Annotated in this window: 14 protein-coding genes; 5 read left to right on the plus strand and 9 right to left on the minus strand. The window is 38.9% G+C overall.

Annotated features, from left to right (window positions below; translation table 11 throughout):
- Positions 1–136 precede the first annotated feature (136 nt).
- The 4 genes from ACAN52_RS04810 to yddG form a co-directional block, all read right to left on the minus strand.
- Positions 137–2215: an ATP-binding protein gene (locus ACAN52_RS04810; RefSeq protein WP_378953050.1), complete on the minus strand. Its 2079-nt coding sequence runs from the start codon at positions 2213–2215 to the stop codon at positions 137–139.
- Positions 2205–5195, minus strand: a complete 2991-nt coding sequence (locus ACAN52_RS04815; protein ID WP_378953052.1) for a response regulator — start codon at positions 5193–5195, stop codon at positions 2205–2207. Before ACAN52_RS04815 ends, ACAN52_RS04810 begins: the two co-directional genes overlap by 11 nt.
- A gap of 2 nt (positions 5196–5197) precedes the next feature.
- Positions 5198–6031, minus strand: coding sequence for a CheR family methyltransferase (locus ACAN52_RS04820; RefSeq protein WP_378953054.1), 834 nt, complete (start codon positions 6029–6031; stop codon positions 5198–5200).
- Between the two features lie 438 nt (positions 6032–6469).
- Complete coding sequence (gene yddG / locus ACAN52_RS04825; protein ID WP_378953056.1) at positions 6470–7381, minus strand: aromatic amino acid DMT transporter YddG; 912 nt, start codon at positions 7379–7381, stop codon at positions 6470–6472.
- A gap of 303 nt (positions 7382–7684) precedes the next feature.
- Between yddG and ACAN52_RS04830 the strand changes: the two genes are divergently transcribed.
- Positions 7685–8881 (plus strand): MFS transporter, encoded by a 1197-nt coding sequence (locus tag ACAN52_RS04830; RefSeq protein WP_378953058.1) that lies wholly within the window; start codon positions 7685–7687, stop codon positions 8879–8881.
- A 149-nt stretch (positions 8882–9030) separates the two neighbouring features.
- On the opposite strand, the gene ACAN52_RS04835 is transcribed toward ACAN52_RS04830, so the two are convergent.
- Positions 9031–9249 (minus strand): ATP-binding protein, encoded by a 219-nt coding sequence (locus tag ACAN52_RS04835; protein ID WP_378953060.1) that lies wholly within the window; start codon positions 9247–9249, stop codon positions 9031–9033.
- Between the two features lie 366 nt (positions 9250–9615).
- Between ACAN52_RS04835 and ACAN52_RS04840 the strand changes: the two genes are divergently transcribed.
- From ACAN52_RS04840 to ACAN52_RS04850, 3 genes are all read left to right on the plus strand, one after another.
- Positions 9616–10230 carry a TetR/AcrR family transcriptional regulator gene (locus ACAN52_RS04840; RefSeq protein ID WP_378953062.1) on the plus strand — a complete coding sequence of 205 codons (615 nt, stop codon included), beginning with the start codon at positions 9616–9618 and terminating at the stop codon, positions 10228–10230.
- 200 nt (positions 10231–10430) lie between these two features.
- Complete coding sequence (locus ACAN52_RS04845) at positions 10431–11552, plus strand: efflux RND transporter periplasmic adaptor subunit (RefSeq protein WP_378953064.1); 1122 nt, start codon at positions 10431–10433, stop codon at positions 11550–11552.
- Positions 11549–14629, plus strand: a complete 3081-nt coding sequence (locus ACAN52_RS04850; protein WP_378953066.1) for an efflux RND transporter permease subunit — start codon at positions 11549–11551, stop codon at positions 14627–14629. The genes ACAN52_RS04845 and ACAN52_RS04850 overlap by 4 nt, the downstream gene beginning before the upstream one ends.
- A gap of 8 nt (positions 14630–14637) precedes the next feature.
- Here the strand turns inward: ACAN52_RS04850 and ACAN52_RS04855 are convergent, their stop codons facing one another.
- Complete coding sequence (locus ACAN52_RS04855) at positions 14638–16353, minus strand: methyl-accepting chemotaxis protein (RefSeq protein WP_378953068.1); 1716 nt, start codon at positions 16351–16353, stop codon at positions 14638–14640.
- A gap of 296 nt (positions 16354–16649) precedes the next feature.
- On the opposite strand from ACAN52_RS04855, the gene ACAN52_RS04860 reads away from it, so the two are divergent.
- Positions 16650–16805: a hypothetical protein gene (locus tag ACAN52_RS04860; protein WP_378953070.1), complete on the plus strand. Its 156-nt coding sequence runs from the start codon at positions 16650–16652 to the stop codon at positions 16803–16805.
- A gap of 277 nt (positions 16806–17082) precedes the next feature.
- On the opposite strand, the gene ACAN52_RS04865 is transcribed toward ACAN52_RS04860, so the two are convergent.
- The 3 genes from ACAN52_RS04865 to ACAN52_RS04875 all read right to left on the minus strand — a co-directional run bounded on the left by ACAN52_RS04865 (position 17083) and on the right by ACAN52_RS04875 (position 19395).
- Positions 17083–17478, minus strand: coding sequence for a hypothetical protein (locus ACAN52_RS04865; RefSeq protein ID WP_378953072.1), 396 nt, complete (start codon positions 17476–17478; stop codon positions 17083–17085).
- 185 nt (positions 17479–17663) lie between these two features.
- Complete coding sequence (locus ACAN52_RS04870; RefSeq protein ID WP_378953074.1) at positions 17664–18833, minus strand: NAD(P)H-dependent oxidoreductase; 1170 nt, start codon at positions 18831–18833, stop codon at positions 17664–17666.
- The gene (locus ACAN52_RS04875) at positions 18808–19395 is read right to left on the minus strand and encodes a PadR family transcriptional regulator (RefSeq protein ID WP_378953075.1); all 588 of its coding nucleotides are present in this window, start codon (positions 19393–19395) and stop codon (positions 18808–18810) included. Before ACAN52_RS04875 ends, ACAN52_RS04870 begins: the two co-directional genes overlap by 26 nt.
- Between the last annotated feature and the right edge of the window lie 793 nt (positions 19396–20188).

The following is a 20188-nucleotide window of genomic DNA, read 5'->3' on the forward strand; positions in this document are numbered from 1 at the left end:
AGGACGGTCGAAAAAAGACGGCTTAGAAGATCATTAAAATCATATAATCATCCATTCCGGCTTTCAGGCACTTTTCTTTATCTCCTGCCATTGCATAGGCGGTCATAGCTACAATCGTCGTATGTTTCTAGTCCATTTACAGTAACCTCGCAACGTCTAATTTTTCAGGTCTGCTTGATTCACCCGGCTTGGTAAGCCATAAGCAAAAATTTACTATTGTTCCTCTTTCTTTTTTACTGATAAGGCTAATATGTCCGCCCATCATTTCAATCAATCTTTTGGAAATCGTCAACCCCAATCCAGTTCCGCCATATTTCCTGGTATGCGACATATCCGCTTGGCTAAAGGGTTTAAAATTTTTTTGCACTTCCTGTTCCGTCATACCAATTCCAGTATCTTTTATAGAAAAGTTTATTTCTGCTTCAGTTTCTGTTTCAGCAAGTAACGAGACTTCAATAAATATTTCTCCCTGCTCAGTAAACTTTACTGCATTGCTTACCAGATTGCCTATAATTTGCTTAAGCCTCAATGGATCACCTATAATTACTTGAGGAACTTCAGGCCTTATAAACAGATTAATATCCAGTCCCTTTTCTTTTGCTGTTGCAGTAAATGGAATCACAGAATTCTCCATCTCAAGTTCCAAATCAAAGGTAATCTTTTCAAGTGTCATTTTATCTGCTTCGATTTTTGAAATATCCAGTATATCAGCAATTACTTTTAACAGAACCTGAGTTGAATTTTTTATATTATTAATGTACTTCTGCTGTTCTCTATTAATTGGAGAATATTCAAGGAGCTGAAGAAAGCCCAAAACACCATTCATAGGTGTTCTTATTTCATGGGACATATTGGATAGGAATTGGCTCTTTGCTACATTTGCAGCTTCAGCTTGTTCCTTGGCTGTAATCAGCTCCCTTTCCGTCCTTTTTCGTTCTTCAATGTTGCGACTTATTCCAATAATCTCCATATCCCCATCTGAGTTATAGTGAAATTTTGTCGACATTTCCACCCAAACGAGTTCTCCATTTCCGCAGGGCTGTTGAACCTCTGTAATGAGACAATCAGCAAATTCAGGATTTTCTTTAAAAATATGTAAATGCTTTTTTATGGCTTCTTGAAGAAAAACTTGTGATTTGAGTTCTAGCTTTTTTTCTATGTTTTCGTCCATTGCCTCCTTAACGGTTATTCCTCTTAATTGTTGTATTGATGGACTGACATAGGTCATTTTGCTTTTTGTTACATTCAAGACCCAAATGACGTCCGACACATTTTCCGCAATAAGCCGGTATTTTTCCTCACTCGTTCTGACTTCCTGCTCCATCTGTTTTCTATCCGTAATATCAATTCCTACACGCATAACCATCCGTCGACCATCATTCAAATTACCGATAAAAGCAGTATAAAAATCCCATATGCAATTTTTCCCGGTTTTCATCTGCAGCAAAAACTCCCCGTCATGCTGCCTTTTATCCGATCCGCACAAAATTTGAATACATTCCTTTTCTTGAGTTAGCTTATTCGCTGCGGTTTTTTTTTCCCAACTTTCAATAGTAGGTATATCTTTAATCGTATAACCTGTAAGTTCAGTCCACGTACTATTGATGGATAACACTTCTCCATCCTCTGCATGCAACATAATTGGAACCGGTGCTCCTTCTATGGCTTGTTGAAACTGTCTCTCACTTTCCTTTCTAAGATCATTTTCCCGTTTTAAATCCTCCAGTAAGCGCAAGCTCGATAAATGCGCTGCTTTTAATTCGGCCGTTCGCTCCTCTACCAACTTGGCAAGCCGTTTTTTTTCATTCCGTTTTTGTTCATATGATTCTCTAATCTTCACCATAGCACGAATCTGTGCAATCAGTTCGCTTTCATCAATCGGTTTTGAAAGAAAAGCTTCTGCACCACATTCCAAGGCCTTTATACGGCTCTGTTTATCGCCCTTCAGAGCTGTCAGGAATATCACAGGTATTTCTTTGAGTATATTGTCTGCTTTCAATCTATTGCATACTTCAAACCCATCCATCACAGGCATAATAATATCAAGGAGGATTACATCCGGGTCTTCTTGTGCAGCAAGTTCAAGCCCTTTTTCCCCAGAAAGTGCCATCAAAAAAAGAGCTTCCGGGAAATTATCCTTGACTAGCGCTTTTAATAAAGTTAGATTGTCCCGATTGTCATCAATAGCTAAAATCTTAAAGTTCCTATTTTCCATAGAGCACCTCATTTATCACATCAAAAAATTGTTTTACAATGATGGGTTTTGCTATGAAAGCGTTAAAACCATGAGCTAGGATTGTCTCCCTTTCATGATTCATGGCACTTGCAGTAAGAGCGATAACAGGAACATTTGTTAGAGTTGGAAACTTTCGAATTTCCTTGAAGGCTTCTATTCCATTGACTTCAGGGAGTGCAATGTCCATCAAAATCAAATCCGGTTTGTGACTTTTTGCCATGTCTATGCCCTCTTTTCCGTCCACAGCTTCTATCACCTTGTAATGATCTGATAACAGCGCTTTTACAGTAATCATATTGTCAGGGTTGTCTTCTACGACTAACACCACCGGTTTCCCTATGACAGGCTTTTTATCTCTCTTTTCTACTTTTATTTCTACAGTTTCAGAAAACAGCATGCTGTTTATCGCATTTTGTAATTTATTTCGATCTACATCCCCTTTTTGTATGAGTTGATGGATCTGATTTCTTTTTAATTCTTTTAGTTCTTCCTTTGTAATATGCTTCGCAGTCAGCACCAATACAGGGACATGGGCTGTAGGCTCTGCGTTACGCATAATTTCTAGTACCTTGAAACCGTCAACCTCCGGCATCATCAGGTCAAGCACCATAGCATCCGGTATAATATGTTCTATAATGTTAAAGGCTTCTACTGCATCCTTGGCAACCAGTACTTTGTATCCCATGCTCTCTACAAGATCCTGAATTTGAATAATGGCCGATTCATTATCATCTACCAGCAAAATGGTTTTATCCCTACTAGCAATGAAGGAATTACTCTTTTTATTTGCAGGCTGCATAATCGATTTTATTGAATATTTTATTTCTGTTTCGTTTACTTCTTCCACAATTGTGTTTTCGACAGCATAATCCAGTGGCAAGGAAAGAGTAAATTCTGAGCCTTTTTCCGGCTGACTTGTAACTGAAATGGTTCCTCCCAGAAGGTTTGCATATTTTTTGGCAATTGCCAGACCTAGACCCGTACCTCCAAATCGTCTGGACGTACTGCCGTCTGCCTGTCTGAATTCGTCAAAGATATATGGCAGGTGTTCCTTAGAAATACCTATCCCCGTATCCCTAACTGTTACTTTCATACTAAGTCCATCCTGTTCGTTTGATATAACAACCTTTCCTGTTTCGGTGAACTTTATGGCATTTCCAATCAAGTTTTGCAGGATATGGCGGTATTTGTCAGCATCACTGCTGATAATTAAATTGGAGCCACTGTTTTCCTGAATCAGTTCAAGATTTCTTTGATCCGCTAGCGGTTGCAGCATATATACAACATCTGCAATCAAATTATCCACATTGAATTTTGTAATTTCAACCTCTTCACGACCAGCTTCAATCCTTGAAATATCCAGCACATCGTTGATAAGGTTCAGAAGATTTTTTCCATTTCGTTCAATTATTTCTAGGTAACTATATTCCTCTTCAGGAATCTTATTCAATAATCTTCGACTGAGCACTCCCGAAAGTGCGATCACTGAATTTAGCGGAGTGCGAAGTTCATGGCTCATATTCGACAAGAAATTCGTTTTCAGTCGGCTGGCTTCGTCCAATTGCTTTTTCTGCATTTCTAGTTCGGCATTCTGCTGAGCCAGTTCTTTTGATTGTATGGTTAATTCTGTTTTTTGTGCTGTCAATTCACGGTTGTGCTGCTCTAGTTCTTCCTTTAAGCACTTGATCCGATTGTATGCCAATATTCCTTCGATTCTAGCGCTCAGTGCCACCAGTATGCTATCGATAAAATCAACAGTCCTTGGAGCAAACGTACTGACGGTAGCAAGAGAGATCACAGCTATCGTTTGCGTTCCTGAAAGGATGGGAATGGTAATAATTTCTCTTGGAATAAACCTTCCACTTACCACATTAAACATAAAACGGGTATTTTCCGATATAGTTTTTATATGCTGCAGCTTACGTGATAAAAGCGCAGTGCCGAATTCACCTTCCAATTGATCCGCAGCAAAAGATAACTTGGCGCTCTTTTCTAGTCCTATCGATTGGAAATGCTCGAAAATTTTTTGTTCCTCATTTAGTAGATAAACAGCGGCCATATGTGAACCGGTATGCTCGGTAAGTGAGAGAAGAGTTGCCTGAAAGAATTTTTTTGAATCCTCTTCGCTAAGTATGACCTCTGAAAGGTTTGCGGCTTTATTGCTCAATATGGTGTTCTCTTGTACCAATCCTACCATTTTATTAATCGATGATGACAATATTCCAAACTCATTTTTAGATCCATAAGAGCTCCGTGCATCCATATCGCCGCTGTGAAAACGCAAAACGATGTTATTCATTTCCGTTAGTGGCTTTTGGACGTTTTTTGTAACGGTATAGGCAATGATGATTGATAATAACAGAATTATAAAAAACAAGGTGAACAGTTGTATATTTAACGTATCTGTTAACTCAGCTGATGTCTTATATACTTCATCAGCTTTCTCTTTTGAAATATTATCTATTTTTGTTATGCTTGCCAACATTTTTCCCGACAACGATCCTACGATTGCTTCTTTGTTTATATCATCAGTTAGTGCTTTAATTTCACCAGAAACGATCCTGCTATTTACTTCCCTACTAGCTGCTTCCCAAAGAATAAATGCTTTATTTGCTTCTTCTACATCACTGGCATCTCCCAAATATCTTTCTTCAATGATGCGCAGTTGCTTCTGCGCTTCCTCTTTCGCCAATATCATCTTCTGAATATGTGCCTGTTTTTCCTCCTCAGTTTTTGCAAGTAGCAAATCTCTTTGTGCGATTTGGAAGATATATATATCGTTTTTTAAAATATTGATGGCTCTTCTAGCCTGCAAGGGGTATTTGTACATATTTTCTGTCTGCTGATGAATTTTTTCATTTTGATAAAAACTAACAATTGTCATGATTACAACAAAAAGAAGAAGGACTGTAAAGCTAACTATCAATTGTGTACTAATCTTTAAATCCTTTATTTTCACTCCTACCATCTCCCTTTATTATATTTAAAAACAGTAGATGGAGTCTCCAACATCTGTAGTTGTCCTGATTTTACCAAAAGCGATTTTTCAGCTTCTCCGGTAACTATATATCCGGTATCGCTTAAGGCCTGCCGTAATTTTTTGATAATATATTTCTGAGAATCAAACCTGTAGTAGATAAGAAGATTGCAGCAAAACACAATATCAAAGTCACCATAGATACTTTCCGGAGGATTGGCGGTCGATACATCAAGCAAATCATAGTTTGAAAAACTGATATATTGTTTTAATTGAGGGCTAATAATATAATGTTTTCCTTGCCTGGTAAAGTATTTATTCAGTTGCCGAAGTTTTATTTCTTGTACAGTGCTTTCGTTATAAACACCTGCCCTAGCTGATGCAAGTGCTTCCTCCGAAATATCCGTCGCAAAAATTTGAAAAGGAACCTCTATGCCACTGTTCTCAGCAAAATCCATAAGAAGCATCGCTATGGAATAAGGTTCCTGCCCATAAGAACAACCTGCAGACCAGATTCGTATCTTGTGGTCTGCGGTCTTGTTTGAAATAATTCTGGGAATGACACTTTGTTCCAAGATGGCAAAAGTCAAGGGATCTCGAAAAAATTGGCTGAAAGTAATATGTAATGATGTATATAACTTCTCTGCCTCATAGCTATTTTTTTTAATATAGCTGCAATAATCATCAACCCTTCGGAAACCGGTTCTACTCAATGCACTGTTCAATGCTTTCCAGAGAAAGGCCTGATCGTACGCGGATATATCCCTGTCCAAACACTCTTTAATCGCTGTTATTAATTGATTTGTATCCTTATCCATTTTTTCCACCTTTAATAAACTTTCCAATGTTAATAAAGAAAGTTCTACGATTTTTATTACTACTTGGCAAAGTGCGACTAGCCGACATGATTCTACAATTGTAAAGGAGGATTTTCTACTTTTCTGAATACTGTAGCATTCATTCTTCATCCACTTTTATCCTGCATATTCCCTTAAATTTCTACAAAAAATTATGTATTATTAAAAAACGTCCCCTCAGCCGAACAGGCTGTTTCATCGCAGCAAAACTACAAATTTAAGAAAACAGTCCCACGCCCTTCTCAAAACGGTTAAAAAGCAGACCTTAACCCCTGACTTTTTCAAGGATTGAGGTCTGCTTCCTCAGCTACTTATTATTCGCCTTTTTTATATTTAGAACACTGATTACATCCCACAGCAGGATGATTTGATTCGAGAGGAGTCCGCCCTCAGATACCCTTAGCAAACTTTATTTTTTGATGGCTGTTTCGTCGTTGCTTGCCAACATAAAATAGATCCCAAGCATACCATAAATACACCCTGCCAAAAGGAAAAGGAAAGTGGCGTATTCAAGAGAAATGAAGCTAATAAGGATGATAATATCGGCGTGAAGTATGAGGCACTGGCAAGTATTGAGACATTACCATACAGAATACCGAAATTCCAGGAAGCATACCCAAAACCTATTGCACAACCTGCTATCAATACATAAATGATGGAACGCATACTAAGATTGAGCGCAACATCCCCACTAAGGAAGAACTTAATCCATAAAACAGCAGCAGTGAGGATAAAAAATAGTGTAATTCCATTTTTCCCTCCCGCCAGCTTATTTGTGACAGTGCAGTACGCAGCCCAAATGAAAGCACCTGCAAACGCTAAAACATAGCTAAAAGTATTGCTTTTTATATTGCTAATCATCATACTCAAATCCAGACCTTTCTCACCTCCCAATACCCAACAAACACCAAAGAGAGAAAAGATGAGTCCGGGAATTATCAGGAATGAAGATTTCTGTTTATTAAAAATGATAGCGAATACGATTGTAAGACAGGGCCACAAGTAGTTTATAATATTGACTTCAATTGCCTGAGTACCATTGTTTGCATACCCAATCGCTAAGGCAAAAGATATCTCATAAGACGCAAATAAAAAACCTCCTATTAATAAATATTTCCTAGAAAAGGTTTTTATTTTGGGCACTCCTAAGGTAACAATAAGAAGAATAGAGGCGAAGGTATAGATCATAGCAATACCTCCAAGCGGACCAATAAGTTCACTTACGCTATGAATTAAACCAACCATTGTGCTCCAAAGTACGATAGCAATTAGTCCAATAAAGGTGGCATTATTTCTGGTCCCTATATTCATCTATATAATCCCCTTCTCGTGAATGTTGTAAAAATAATACGAATACTTAGAAGCGCGCATTACACTATCCACCTTTCAATACCTCTGACTCCACAGTTACCTTGTATTGTAAAACGCCAAGTGCGGTTCCCGGACATAAGATTTTTATTTCATCAGATATAGCTATTTTCATTGTTATTCTCCTATGGCAAAAGCATTGTTTTTTCCTTGAACCCATTGTAGAATAAACTTATCATAAAGTAAAACTAAGATTTGTATAAGATAAAGAAGTATAAATAGGCTACATAGAAAGGAGATGTGCAAGTGAATCGAAAATATGTGTATGTAGTAGCATTAGGTCATTTTTTCTGTGATATTGGAATGGGGGCATTGCCGGCTATTTTACCGTTCTTTATTTTACAGTCGGGTATGGATTATCGATCGGTAGCAGGATTGATGTTTGCTTCCTGCTTTTTATCTTCTGTTGTACAGCCTACATTTGGCTGGCTGGCAGATCGTACGTCAAAAACATGGCTTATGCCTCTAGGGATTTTTTTGTCTGGTGCAGCAATGGGGCTGGCAGGACTTTTTGAAAATTATTGGGCGATTTTTGCAGTGGTAACAGTGAGTGGAATTGGCAGTGCTATTTTTCATCCAGAAGCGGCGCGGATGATCCATAAACTTTCCGGAGCAAAAAGAGGTACAGCATTGAGTATTTTTTCTGTGGGCGGTAACGGTGGTTTTGCTGTCGGACCAATTATTGCTGTAGCTGCGATTACTGCATTTGGTATGAAAGGGACTGCGGTATTTTGTTTGTTGGCATTAATCATGGCAATGGTGTTACTAGTAATTGTTCCAAAAATGAAAGCCGATATCGCAAAGACCTCATTATCAGATGTATCGACAGCTGAAAAGGTTGCAACACCAAAAAGCGATCTTCAAAATGATTGGCCATCCTTTGCGCGATTGACATTGTTGATTGTTTTTAGCTCAATTGTCATTTGCGGATTGCGCAGCTTTATTCCACTATATTTAGTAAATGTCACAGGGCTTTCTACCGCCGCAGCTGGTTCGGCGTTGACGTTATTATTTATGTTTGGTGTAGTGACTACACTCATTGGCGGGCTATTGGCAGATAAAATCGGCTATTTGAAAGTGGTGCAGATGAGCTATGTGCTCTTGGTACCGATGGTAGGTTTATTATCACAGACGACGAATGTATTCATTTGCTATGCGTTGATGATACCGATTGGCTTTGCTATGTTCTCACCGTTTAGTTCAGTTGTTGTTTTGGGGCAGAATTATTTAGCACGTAGTATAGGTTTTGCTTCCGGAGTGACACTAGGACTTACTTTTAGTGTGGGTGGTATTTTTGTTCCATTGATTGGTAGTTTTGCAGATAATTACGGCCTTACGGCAACGATGGAACTTCTTACAGCGTTTGCTTTACTTGCTGCACTATGTTCGTTCTTTTTACCAAAACCTGTACATAGAGAGGTTGTTCAAGCTAAGACTATGTAAGTAGTATATGGGCGAAGACTGCTTCTATTGAATACATTGATCAGTCTCTAAGACGGTTTCACTAAATTAAAGTGAAACCGTCTTTTTAACTATCCTCTAGGGTACATTTTATTTTTACCAAAATTTAGTATGAGTCTTATTTTTAGCTATTACAGATGATACCGTTCTGCGTATCGGGTCAAACTGTGCAGAAAGAAATACTGAGTCGTCCTCATTGTCCTGCAATAAGAGAGACAAATGCATTCCCTTGAAGGATCGCCGTAAAGACCACACGGACAGAGGTTCCTGGAGGTAACCACCATAAATTTAATTGGGTATAACAGTGATGCTCTCACACGCAATAAGAAAACAGATGCGGTAAAAAGCAAGATAACGATAAGCAGACAAAGGAGGCATTGGATAAACTCAAATGCCAGTCAATGCCTAATCAAGCATTAATGGAATACCAACAACTACAAATGATGACACTTTCTAAACATGATCTTCAGGAAAGAAAACAAGGCACAGACGAATCTGCAGCGAGCTTTTAGTTTGACTCGTAGGGACGGTCTGCTGTGCATCTAAAAAAGTGGACACTGTCCCCCAATATACCAAACGGAATGATACTGGAAAAATAAATTGTCATCTTTGTAAGAAAAATTTTTTCCTTACCCTCGACAAAAAAAATATTCTTGACATTATTTCCTTACAAGATTTATAATTTGAATACAATTCAAATTATGAGGTGTATACAGATGGCTAGAACTCCCCAAGACCCTAACATTCGAATCAACGAAATCTTAGATGCAGCCGATTATCTATTTTTCACCCAAGGCTATCATGCGACAACCATCAGTGACATCGCAAAAAAAATGGGTGTTGCTCAGGGAATGCTTTATTATTACTTTAAATCAAAAGAAGACGTATTGGAAACGTTACTTGATCGGCATGTCTCTTCCCTGATTTCTGAAATTAAAAATATAATTTGTCTTACTAAGACTCCGCCAGAAAAAATAGCTTTAGCGATAGCTAGCGTATTACATAAGGCTAGTTATAAAGACGGATTACTGCTCAATATGCTATATGATACTCAAAATTTACATCTTAAGGTCCAATTATTTCGTCAAATCGAATTGGCACTCTCTCCTTGGTTGCTAAAAATTATAGATGATGGGATATTGAATCAAAATTTTTGCGTATCCCATTCTCCAACCGCCGTGGATTATATCCTGGTTATTGTAGACTTTTTAAGTGAAGCACTCTATCAAAAAACTTCTGCAGACATCTTTTCTTTTCGCTTGAGAATGGCAGAAGCACTTATTGAAAAAGCACTGGGTATGCAGGAAAATACAATTCATATCCTACTATGAATCAATTAGGTAAAAAGTAATTACGGAAAATCCCGCCATCCAAATAGGTTTTGGATGAGCGGTTTTTTTAGAAAAATTAATTGAATGTAATTCAATTAATTTTTCTCCTTCATTACCATTAAACAAATCGGTATTCTAAAGCCGATTACGATCCAGATCCCGTCGCGACCGAATATACAGGAAGAAAAAGGAGTAAACATATGAAGCTATTAAATTTTCTAACAAAGCTCCCTAAAAAACAATTATATTATGGTTTAGCTGCAGCAACAGGCTTATGCATTATCGTGGGAATTCTCCTCAGTGAAAATAACAAAACAAAAGTTATGGCTGAAGATATGATTAATGTGCGCACACTTACTATTAGCATCACAGGAGATAAACAAGGATACACCTATTCCGGTGAGGTACACGGCCGTTATGAAAGCCAACTAGCATTTCAAGTCAATGGAAAAATTATAAAGCGAAATGTGGAACTGGGCAGTATCGTCAATGCAGGTGATGTATTAATGCAAATTGATGCCAAAGACATTCAGCAAACAGTGAACAGCAGCTCGGCCCAAGTAGCTTCTGCTGAATCCCAATTAAGACTAGCAGAAAGTAATCTTAATCGCTATCGGCAATTATTAAAGCAGGGAGCGATTAGCCAGTCTCTGTATGACCAATATGTCAATACCTATCATGTAGCGGTTGCTGGGTTACAGCAGGCTTCGGCCCAATATGCACAAGGCACCAATCAGCTGGATTATAGTCTCCTACGATCAGATAAACCAGGTGTCGTATCTAACATTACCGCCGAAATGGGGCAAGTGGTTAATACAGGGCAAACGGTTGTTACCCTAGTGCAGGATGGAGAACGCGAGGTTGAGATTAGTATTCCAGAAAATCGAATAAAAGAACTGCATAACGCAGGACAAATTAAAGCAACTTTTTGGGCACTTCCTCATGTAACTGTATACGGCAAAATAAGAGAAATGGCACCAATAGCCGATCAAAATACTCGTACCTTTAAAGTGCGTATTAGTTTAATCAACCCTCCTCCGGAAATAAAACTAGGTATGACAGCCGCTATTCAACTCTCTGACAGCTATGCACAGCCGACGGTGAATATTCCGTTAGCAGCCGTTTATCAAGATGGGAATACACCTGCGGTGTGGATAGTAACGAACAATGTGATTACCTTGCAATCAATTACAACTGGTCAATTCGGCAATGGCAGGATCGAGGTGCTTAGCGGCCTCAAGCAGGGTGATTGTATTGTCGCTGCTGGAGTCCACAAACTTAAAGAAGGGCAAAAGGTCCGAATAGGCGGTGATTCCATATGAAAAATTTCAACTTAGCTGAATGGGCGTTACACCATCAACAATTTATTTATTTTTTCATAGCGCTCTTTTTCATCACAGGCTTATTCTCATATATAAATTTAGGACGCATGGAAGATCCTGACTTTACGATTAAACAAATGGTAGTTAGCGTAGCGTGGCCAGGAGCCACTGCACGTCAAATAGAAGAGCAAGTCACAGACAAAGTAGAAAAAAAACTCCAGGATTTACCTGGTGTGGATTACTTGCAAAGCTATTCTACTCCGGGACAAACCATTATTTACGTCAACTTAAAGGATGCAGTCCCTAAAAAAGATATTCGCAGCAAATGGTTAGAAGCCCGCAACATGGTCAATGACATGGTAGCCACTTTGCCTGCTGGAGTTCAAACACCCCAATTCAACGACCGCTTTGATGAAGTATACGGGATCATTTATGCTCTTACCAGCGATGGCTATACTTATGAAGAAATGCGGGAAAAGGCGGAAAAAATCCGTCGCATCCTTCGGGACGTTCCTAATGTAAAAAAAGTTCAACTGCTGGGCACACAAACAGAAAACATTTATATTGAAATTGAAAATAATAAAATGGCCCAGTTAAAAATCGACCCCGCACTAATTACCAGCACGATTCAGGCACAAAATGCCGTTACCGCTACCGGAATGCTTGAAACGGCAACAGATAATATCTATCTACGCATAACAGGTATGTTTGAAGATCTAGATGGCATCCGAAATATGCCCATTACGGCTAATGGACGCACCTTTCGCTTGGGAGATATCGCCAAAGTCACCCGTTCTTATGCCGAGCCGACGGATCCTAAATTTTTTTATAACGGTCAAACCGCCATAGGAATTGCAATAGCCATGGAACCTGGTGAAAACATCCTCACCCTTGGGAGCGAGCTGGAAACAACCATTGAAAAAATTAAGCATAATCTCCCTGCCGGCTTGGAAATTCATCAAACCGTAAACCAGCCGAAGATCGTAGAAAGTTCTATTAACGAATTCGTAAAATCACTGATCGAGGCAATTGTTATTATTTTTATTGTTAGTTTGGTTAGTCTCGGTACACGTTCAGGTTTTGTCGTTGCGCTCTGCATTCCCCTTGTCCTTGCTATCGTTTTTACAATCATGTATTTGATGAATATCGAACTGCAGCGTATATCACTTGGCGCTCTCATCATCGCACTTGGATTACTCGTTGACGATGCTATGATTGTTATTGAAATGATGGCTGTAAAATTAGAACAGGGCTTAGACCGATTGAACGCTGCTGCCTACGCCTATAGCGCTACCGCTTTTCCCATGCTGACTGGAACATTAATTACTTGTGCTGGTTTTATCCCTGTCGGTTTTGCCCAAGGCAGTGCCTCGGAATTTTGTGCTACTATTTTTTCAGTTATCACCATTGCCTTACTCGTTTCTTGGGTTGTCGCTGCGATGGTAACCCCTCTCTTTGGATATTTATTTATCAAAACTTCATCAATAACAAAAGGGAATCATAATCACCATGGATACGACACAAAATTGTATCGTATCTTTAAACAAACACTACTTTGGTGTCTAACCCATAGTAAAATTGTACTAATCGTTACGGTAGTTTTGTTTATCGCCTCCATTGGTTTGTTAGGATCATTAAAAGAAGAATTCTTTCCTACCTCTACCCGATCTGAGCTTATTGTGCAACTAAAATTACAAGAAGGAGCTTCTCTAAAAAATACAGAAATGCTCGCTAACCAGTTTGCTCAGAAGCTAAATGATGATTCTCTGATTGCTTACTATACATATCATGTGGGTGAAGGAGCACCTCGTTTTGTCCTAACTTTTGATCCGACTTTTAATAAAACCAATTTCGCTGAATTTATTATTGTTGCTAACGATACTGACGCTCGTAGTAAACTACATACCAAACTCGCAAAATTATTAGATGAAGAGTTTTCGAGTGTACAGGTTCACACGAAGGTGATTAGTAACGGAACATCTGCTGATTATCCTGTTATGCTCCGCATCGAAGGTTACGACCACGACAAAGTTCGCGAGATCGCTAAGCAAGTCAAATCCGTCATAGAAGCCCACCCCGCCACCAATAATGTCAGCATGAACTGGAATGAAAAGAATAAAATTATGCATTTATCCATTGATCAAGACAAAGCGCGAAATCTAGGTATCACTTCCCAATCTTTAGCATCGACACTCCAGACCCAGTTATCAGGGACAAGTATTACCGAGTTTCGGGAATCTGACAAAACCGTCCCATTAATTTTTCGTTTTGATGCTCAATCTAGGAATAACCCTGCTCACATCAAAAACCTTTCCATTCATATGGAGAATGGTAACTATATACCACTGGATCAGATTGCTAAAATAAGCTTCGAAGCCGAGGAGGGGCTCATTTATCGACGCGACTTAAAACCAGCAATTACACTACGGGCAGAAACCAAATCAGATGTAACCGGAGATGATGTTACTCGCCAAATTTATGAAAATCTCTATGGTCTACGCGCGAGTCTGCCGCCTGGTTATAGTATTAAATATGACGGTGCAACAGAAGAAAGTATTAAAGCTAGCAAATTACTTTTTGCACCTATACCGGCAATGATTATCACCATTATGATTCTCTTGATGTTGCAACTGCAAAATATCGCTAAAATGGCATTAACACTATTGACAGCACCGCTAGGCATCATCGGTGTTGCTATGGGCCTATTTTTGACAGGTAAACCTATGGGGTTTGTGGTGCAGCTCGGCATATTAGCCCTATCCGGGATCATTATGCGCAACTCAGTCATTCTAATGGATCAAATTGATCAACATCTCGCTGCAGGAGAAAACTTATTAGATTCCATCATCAACGCTACATTAACCCGCTTACGCCCTATTTTGCTGACGGCAGCAGCAGCCATTTTAGCAATGATCCCCTTAATTTCTAATATCTTTTGGGGGCCGATGGCTATTGCCATTGGGGCTGGCTTGTTTGTCGCTACTGTATTGACACTGCTAGTGCTGCCAGTTATGTATGCCACCTTGTATACAATTGATTGGAAACACGTAGTTAAGAGGACAAATCTTTTTGAATAATCCTTTAATTATACCCGAAACTTGCTGACCGCCTGCTGTAATTCCTGAGCCATTTGAGCCAGGCTCTCACTTGAGCTTGCAATCTCTTCCATTGATGCCGATTGCTCTTCAGTGGCCGCTGATACGGTTTGTGTCTGTTCCGTTGTATTTTTACTGATTGTATCGATTTCCTTCATCGAAAACACTATTTCACGACTGCCAATCTCCATTTGTTGAACGCCATTGGCGATTTCTTGTCCCTGCATAGTAAGATCTCCAATAAGAGTAGCTATTTGCTTAAAAGATTGTCCAGCGATATTGACAACCTCATCTCCTCTACGAACTTCTTTAGTTCCTTCATTCATAGCTATGACTGCCTTATCGGTTTCAGTTTGAATTTCATTTATCAATACTGCGATCTGTTTCGCAGCTTCCTGTGACTGCTCAGCAAGCTTCCTTACTTCTTCCGCAACAACAGCAAACCCTCTGCCTTGCTCTCCGGCCCTCGCCGCTTCAATCGCAGCATTGAGTGCCAGAAGGTTAGTTTGCCCAGCAATCCCTGAAATTGTATCGACTATTTGTCCAATTTCTTTAGATCGTTCACCCAATTTAGTCACGACCACAGCGGAGTTATTTACAGTTTTCTCGATACTTGACATTTGATTAACTGCAGTTTCCACTGCTCCAAGACCTTCCTTTGCTGTCCCAGCAGCTCTAGCAGAAGTATTCGCTACTGTTGAATTATTTGCAACAACTTGTTGAATACTTGCAGAAAACTGTTCTACTGTCGTAGAAGCATTGCCAATCAACTTAAGTTGTTTCTCGGCTCCTCCAGCAACGTCAGTTATTGTTGCTGCAACCTGATTTGCAGCTTGAGCCGATTGCTCAGCTGTCACGGTGAGTTCTTCAGAGGCAGCAGCGACTTGTTCGGCAGAATTAGATACCTTTTTTATCAATCCTTGAAGGCTACTAACCATCTCATTGATGGCCTTGGCAACCTGACCAATCTCATCTTCAGCACCAATCTTAATTTTGCCTACTGCAAGATTACCAGCAGCAACCTCACGAGATGTAACAACCACTTGTGAGAGTGGTTTAATAATTAATTGTGTAATTTTCCAGCCCAACAAAATGATCAAGCATAATGAGAATAAGACGAGGCCGATTAATATCATTTCGGATTCCGCTAATTCCTTTTTGTTTTTCTCCTCAACATCAGACGCTTCTTTTCGTGTATACTCCGCTAATTCCTTTACCCGATTGTTTAGTAGCTCGGCAATTGGTCTCACATTTTTTGTATACAGCTGATAAGCCTCTACATTTTTATTCTGCATTGCTAAGTTCAGAACAACTTCCCGCTCATTACGATATTTTTTTAATAAATCACTTATTTCAGACATCATTTTATGTTGGCTATTATCAAGTTTAATTTTCTCAAGTTCTGCAATATTATGAGTATAGGCTTCAATTCGTTCTTGCATGCCTTTTAGTAAACTCTTCTTTTCATTATCGTCGGTAGTCAACATTAACTCTAGCATTTCCATTTGAACGACTCGTTGATGGACACGGTTTTCATTCATCAATTGAAGAGATATTAACTTGTTATTATACATATCCCCAATAGCCTTATCTGAATTCCACAGGTAATGATAACCAACATAGCCAACAAGGCTTAAAAAAAATGCACACAGTGCTACAAGGCATACTAATTTTTTCGAAATACTCATGTTATTATAAAACTGCATAATAATGGCCCCCTTTTGTATAATATTATAATGATCTGCTTTGACTTTTAAATCACGGATCGATCAAGGGCTTTCCTCACCTTTTTAATAGTGCACTAGTTTCCTTGGTATAAACCAAAGGAAGATTTACCTGATGCAAGCNCTTTGACTTTTAAATCACGGATCGATCAAGGGCTTTCCTCACCTTTTTAATAGTGCACTAGTTTCCTTGGTATAAACCAAAGGAAGATTTACCTGATGCAAGCCTGCTTGCCCAATTCAGAACACAACTTCTCAAACACACTAGCATTGACGATATGATCAAAGAAGTCGTATGTCAATGTTTAGAAAATGAAATCGTGAAAGGAACAGGACTCGGTATTGATGCCACCTATACACCAACCAATACGATAACGAAAGTTTCCGAAAGAATCATGAAACACTTAGCGAAAAAGGTACTTGAAAACGTGTAAGCCATGAGTGGAAGATTCTATTGAGTTATTCTTTGTGTATCATTGATATATTTCGTTTTATGCTATCTACGATAAAAAATGCAAAACTCCTGCCAAATTCTACAAAAATTTGACAAGAGTTTTTTCGCTATTATAAATGATACGGTTCTGCGTAACAGGTCAAACTGTGCAAAAAAGAGCAATGGAGACTCCCCTCATTGCCCTCGTTATTTGATAGTCTAGGCCCTGCGTCTAAAAAAAGTATCCTACTCTCTCGCAGAATCGTCACTTTTTATAACTATCTTGCCAAATGTGTAGGATACCAATTAGGAAACCACCAGGTAAACCAGTAAGCAGGCATTAGTAGCAAATAGTTGAGAATAACCCAAGCTATTTTGTAATCTGGTATTACTATAACAAGAAGGCTAAGGACAGCTTGTATTAGGAAAAAAATGCCCCAAAAACCCGTCAAGATACGATTAATCTTAGAAAATAAAGTGCTATTGACAATGGGTGCTGGATAATTCCATTTTGAATAATCGGTAGTTAATGGTATGTTGCCAATCAGTGTTCCCAGCCAAGCTCCAGCTAAAGCAATATAACTCACTATCGTACCAAAACTAGTAATCACATTTGCTGTTACTAAGGTGACTACTGCTGCGCTAGCAAAAAATATGACGGCACAACGATCCATCCATGTCACACTAATATATTTTAGACGATACCTATATATCAGGATGCTTACTAATAACGGCAATACAATGGTAAAAATAGCATCTGAACCAGGTCTATTTAATATCCAAAATATTGTCCATGGGATAAAAGATATTCCCAGCCATGTCATACCATTTATTTTGAGTGGTCCATCAGGAATAGTTACTATCGTTTTTTTTTACCAGTTGGTTGAGATATCATCATGGTATCAGCACTTTTAAATAATTTATTAAACATCATTAAAATTTGAATATTGCCTTCTACACGATATTGGCCTTCCATAAAAGCTTGTTGCCCATCGGTCTTACCACATGATAGGTCCATCCACACTTGCGCTGGTGTATGAATGGTGATATCAGGTTCACTAGCTGCTACACCAGCAAAGGCACTACATTGACCATCTTCAATTTTTAAAAAGTATTTTTCATCGGCTGTATCGGTAACATAAAATGCGATGGTAGCTTTTAAATTTCCTGCTGCTTGTGGCTGAAATGCCAGTGGCATTCCAGCAATAACATCACGTATCGTAGTCATTTGAGCTGTAGGAATGAGTGGTTCACAATGTTTAGTATCTGAGGTCGTATATAATGATTCCCTCCCCATAGCTTCATCTAAGGTCAGGGGTGTTTCACCAGGAGCATTCCAACTAGCATTCGCCATCGCAACAAATGTTTCTAGTGTAACAAAATCTTTGCTTAATGTTGCTGCTGTTTGTGTAGAAATTTTACCTGCTGTAATAAATTCTTTGCCAGCTTCATAAGCGGCATCCAGATACCAGGAAATCTGTTGCTCAGCTTCTGGTACTGCCAGCATTTCGCCTGCAGTACATAATATCGTGTTGTCGAGGGATCGTTCCTGCCTATCTAAAATGCTAAATTGTTTGAGTAATGCTTCAAAATAATAACGTTCGATAAAGCCACAGTTTGATATTAATACTGTCTTTTGAGAATAATTTTGGTAACGAAGAGGATGACCAAAGTGTTCTCCCTTTTTTACGATATAAGGCATCACTAGTGGTAAGGTTCGTTCCATGACTCGTTGTAGTCTAGCAGTCATTCCATAATAGTATAAAGGCGTCGCCCAAACAATAACGTCAACGTTTCTAATTTTTTCTAATAAGGCAGGCATATCATCATTGAAAATACATTTTCCAGGTGTTTTTTTCCAACAGGAAAAGCAACCTGTACAGTCATGGATATCAAGATCAATGGCATAAACCGTCTCCGTCACGGCACCCGCCTCTGTAGCACCTACTAGAAATGGTTGTAAAATCTTATCAGTATTACTGGTACGGCCACGCGGACTACCGTTAATGGCTAGTATTTTTATACTCATTTTGCGATTTCACCCTTTCTTCAATTGATTTAATACATTCTTCAGCCCATTCGATGGAGGTTTTTGTATGTTTAATTCCCATATTTAAAGTAAGTTGCCAGAAAAATGCTTTATCCGTTCCATCTTTAATCATTTGTTGATAATTTTTAATTACAGCATCCGTATTCCATAAGGTGTTCAACGTTTCTTGCTGTTCCCGTAAAAAGCGCTTCATTTCATATAATAAGTCTGATAGTTCTAATTGAGATGCGAAAAATATCCTGACCAAAAAATCAGAACGTACAGGTTCATGCAATGTAGCAGGGAATTTTTCTAACCATCTCAAAAATGCGTTATTACCTGCTTCTGTAATGGTATAGATACGCTTATCGGGTTTACCTTCTTGCTTTTCAATTTCAGAATGCAACCATCCTTTGACTTCCATATTATTGAGTTCGCGATAAATCTGGCTCATTTGCGCATTCCAAAAATGATTAATCGATTGATCAAAAACTTGCTTCAATTCGTAGCCCGTCATCGGTGTATATGACAGCAATCCTAGTAAAGTATGACCTAGTGACAAAAAACATTTCTCCTTTATGCAATATTATATAAATTATATATAACAAGTTGAATATATGTATATTATACTTGTTATATATAATTTGTCAATATCTAGAAATCAGTATATGTACTAGACTATCAATCGGTCTTTATCTATTGTCATCAATCTCGCCCCGTGGCACCTGTTCACCTGCCCCCTGAGACTTTGGTTGAAAAAATAAAATCCCTACCGCTGCCGAAATGTGTTTTAACGTATGCCCGTTTATTATATGTGATGTTATCCCATATATAGCTCTCCATTATCATTAGGGTCGTAAGTTCCCACGTTCCTAACTAAAGCCTGTGTCACGTTCACGCCGCCTCTATACCAGTCGCCATCTAGACAGTAAACAAGTTTCTTCTAGACTCATCCTGGGCTATCTGTCAGCTCCCAGTTTTGACGACATTTGCAGGTTTCGATACTTCTACAGCGGTTCAATTTTGTTCGTCTCCATTGACACGTACCTGACGAAATCTAGTTTCGCCTTTTGCCGTAACGCTCACCACCATGGCTTTTGACCACAGCAGCTTACGGTGGTTTGAAGCCTCCACTTATATAGCGACTTCGGAGGGCCTTCCTCCATCTTTAGTTAAGCATAGCGTGTGGATGCTTACACATCCACACGCTTTCGTGGCGCACGACAAACAACTGCAGTGCATCTGAAAAAATGGACAATAGCTGATGGGGACATTAGACTATATACAAAGGGGTGCATGCTGATGGTTAAAAGAGAGTATAGTCAAGAATTTAAGCTTTCGGTAATTAGAGAATA

Source organism: Pelosinus sp. sgz500959, from assembly GCF_042610375.1.
GTDB lineage: Bacteria > Bacillota > Negativicutes > DSM-13327 > DSM-13327 > CTSoil-075.

What these genes read in the sequence shown, in the direction of transcription:
- ACAN52_RS04860 (WP_378953070.1), top strand. Translation starts at nt 16,650, where the DNA reads ATGATCAAAGAAGTCGTATGTCAATGTTTAGAAAATGAAATCGTGAAA.
- ACAN52_RS04870 (WP_378953074.1), bottom strand. Translation starts at nt 18,833, where the DNA reads ATGAGTATAAAAATACTAGCCATTAACGGTAGTCCGCGTGGCCGTACC.
- ACAN52_RS04855 (WP_378953068.1), bottom strand. Translation starts at nt 16,353, where the DNA reads ATGCAGTTTTATAATAACATGAGTATTTCGAAAAAATTAGTATGCCTT.
- ACAN52_RS04845 (WP_378953064.1), top strand. Translation starts at nt 10,431, where the DNA reads ATGAAGCTATTAAATTTTCTAACAAAGCTCCCTAAAAAACAATTATAT.
- ACAN52_RS04850 (WP_378953066.1), top strand. Translation starts at nt 11,549, where the DNA reads ATGAAAAATTTCAACTTAGCTGAATGGGCGTTACACCATCAACAATTT.
- ACAN52_RS04865 (WP_378953072.1), bottom strand. Translation starts at nt 17,478, where the DNA reads ATGGATCGTTGTGCCGTCATATTTTTTGCTAGCGCAGCAGTAGTCACC.
- yddG (WP_378953056.1), bottom strand. Translation starts at nt 7,381, where the DNA reads ATGAATATAGGGACCAGAAATAATGCCACCTTTATTGGACTAATTGCT.
- ACAN52_RS04820 (WP_378953054.1), bottom strand. Translation starts at nt 6,031, where the DNA reads ATGGATAAGGATACAAATCAATTAATAACAGCGATTAAAGAGTGTTTG.
- ACAN52_RS04810 (WP_378953050.1), bottom strand. Translation starts at nt 2,215, where the DNA reads ATGGAAAATAGGAACTTTAAGATTTTAGCTATTGATGACAATCGGGAC.
- ACAN52_RS04840 (WP_378953062.1), top strand. Translation starts at nt 9,616, where the DNA reads ATGGCTAGAACTCCCCAAGACCCTAACATTCGAATCAACGAAATCTTA.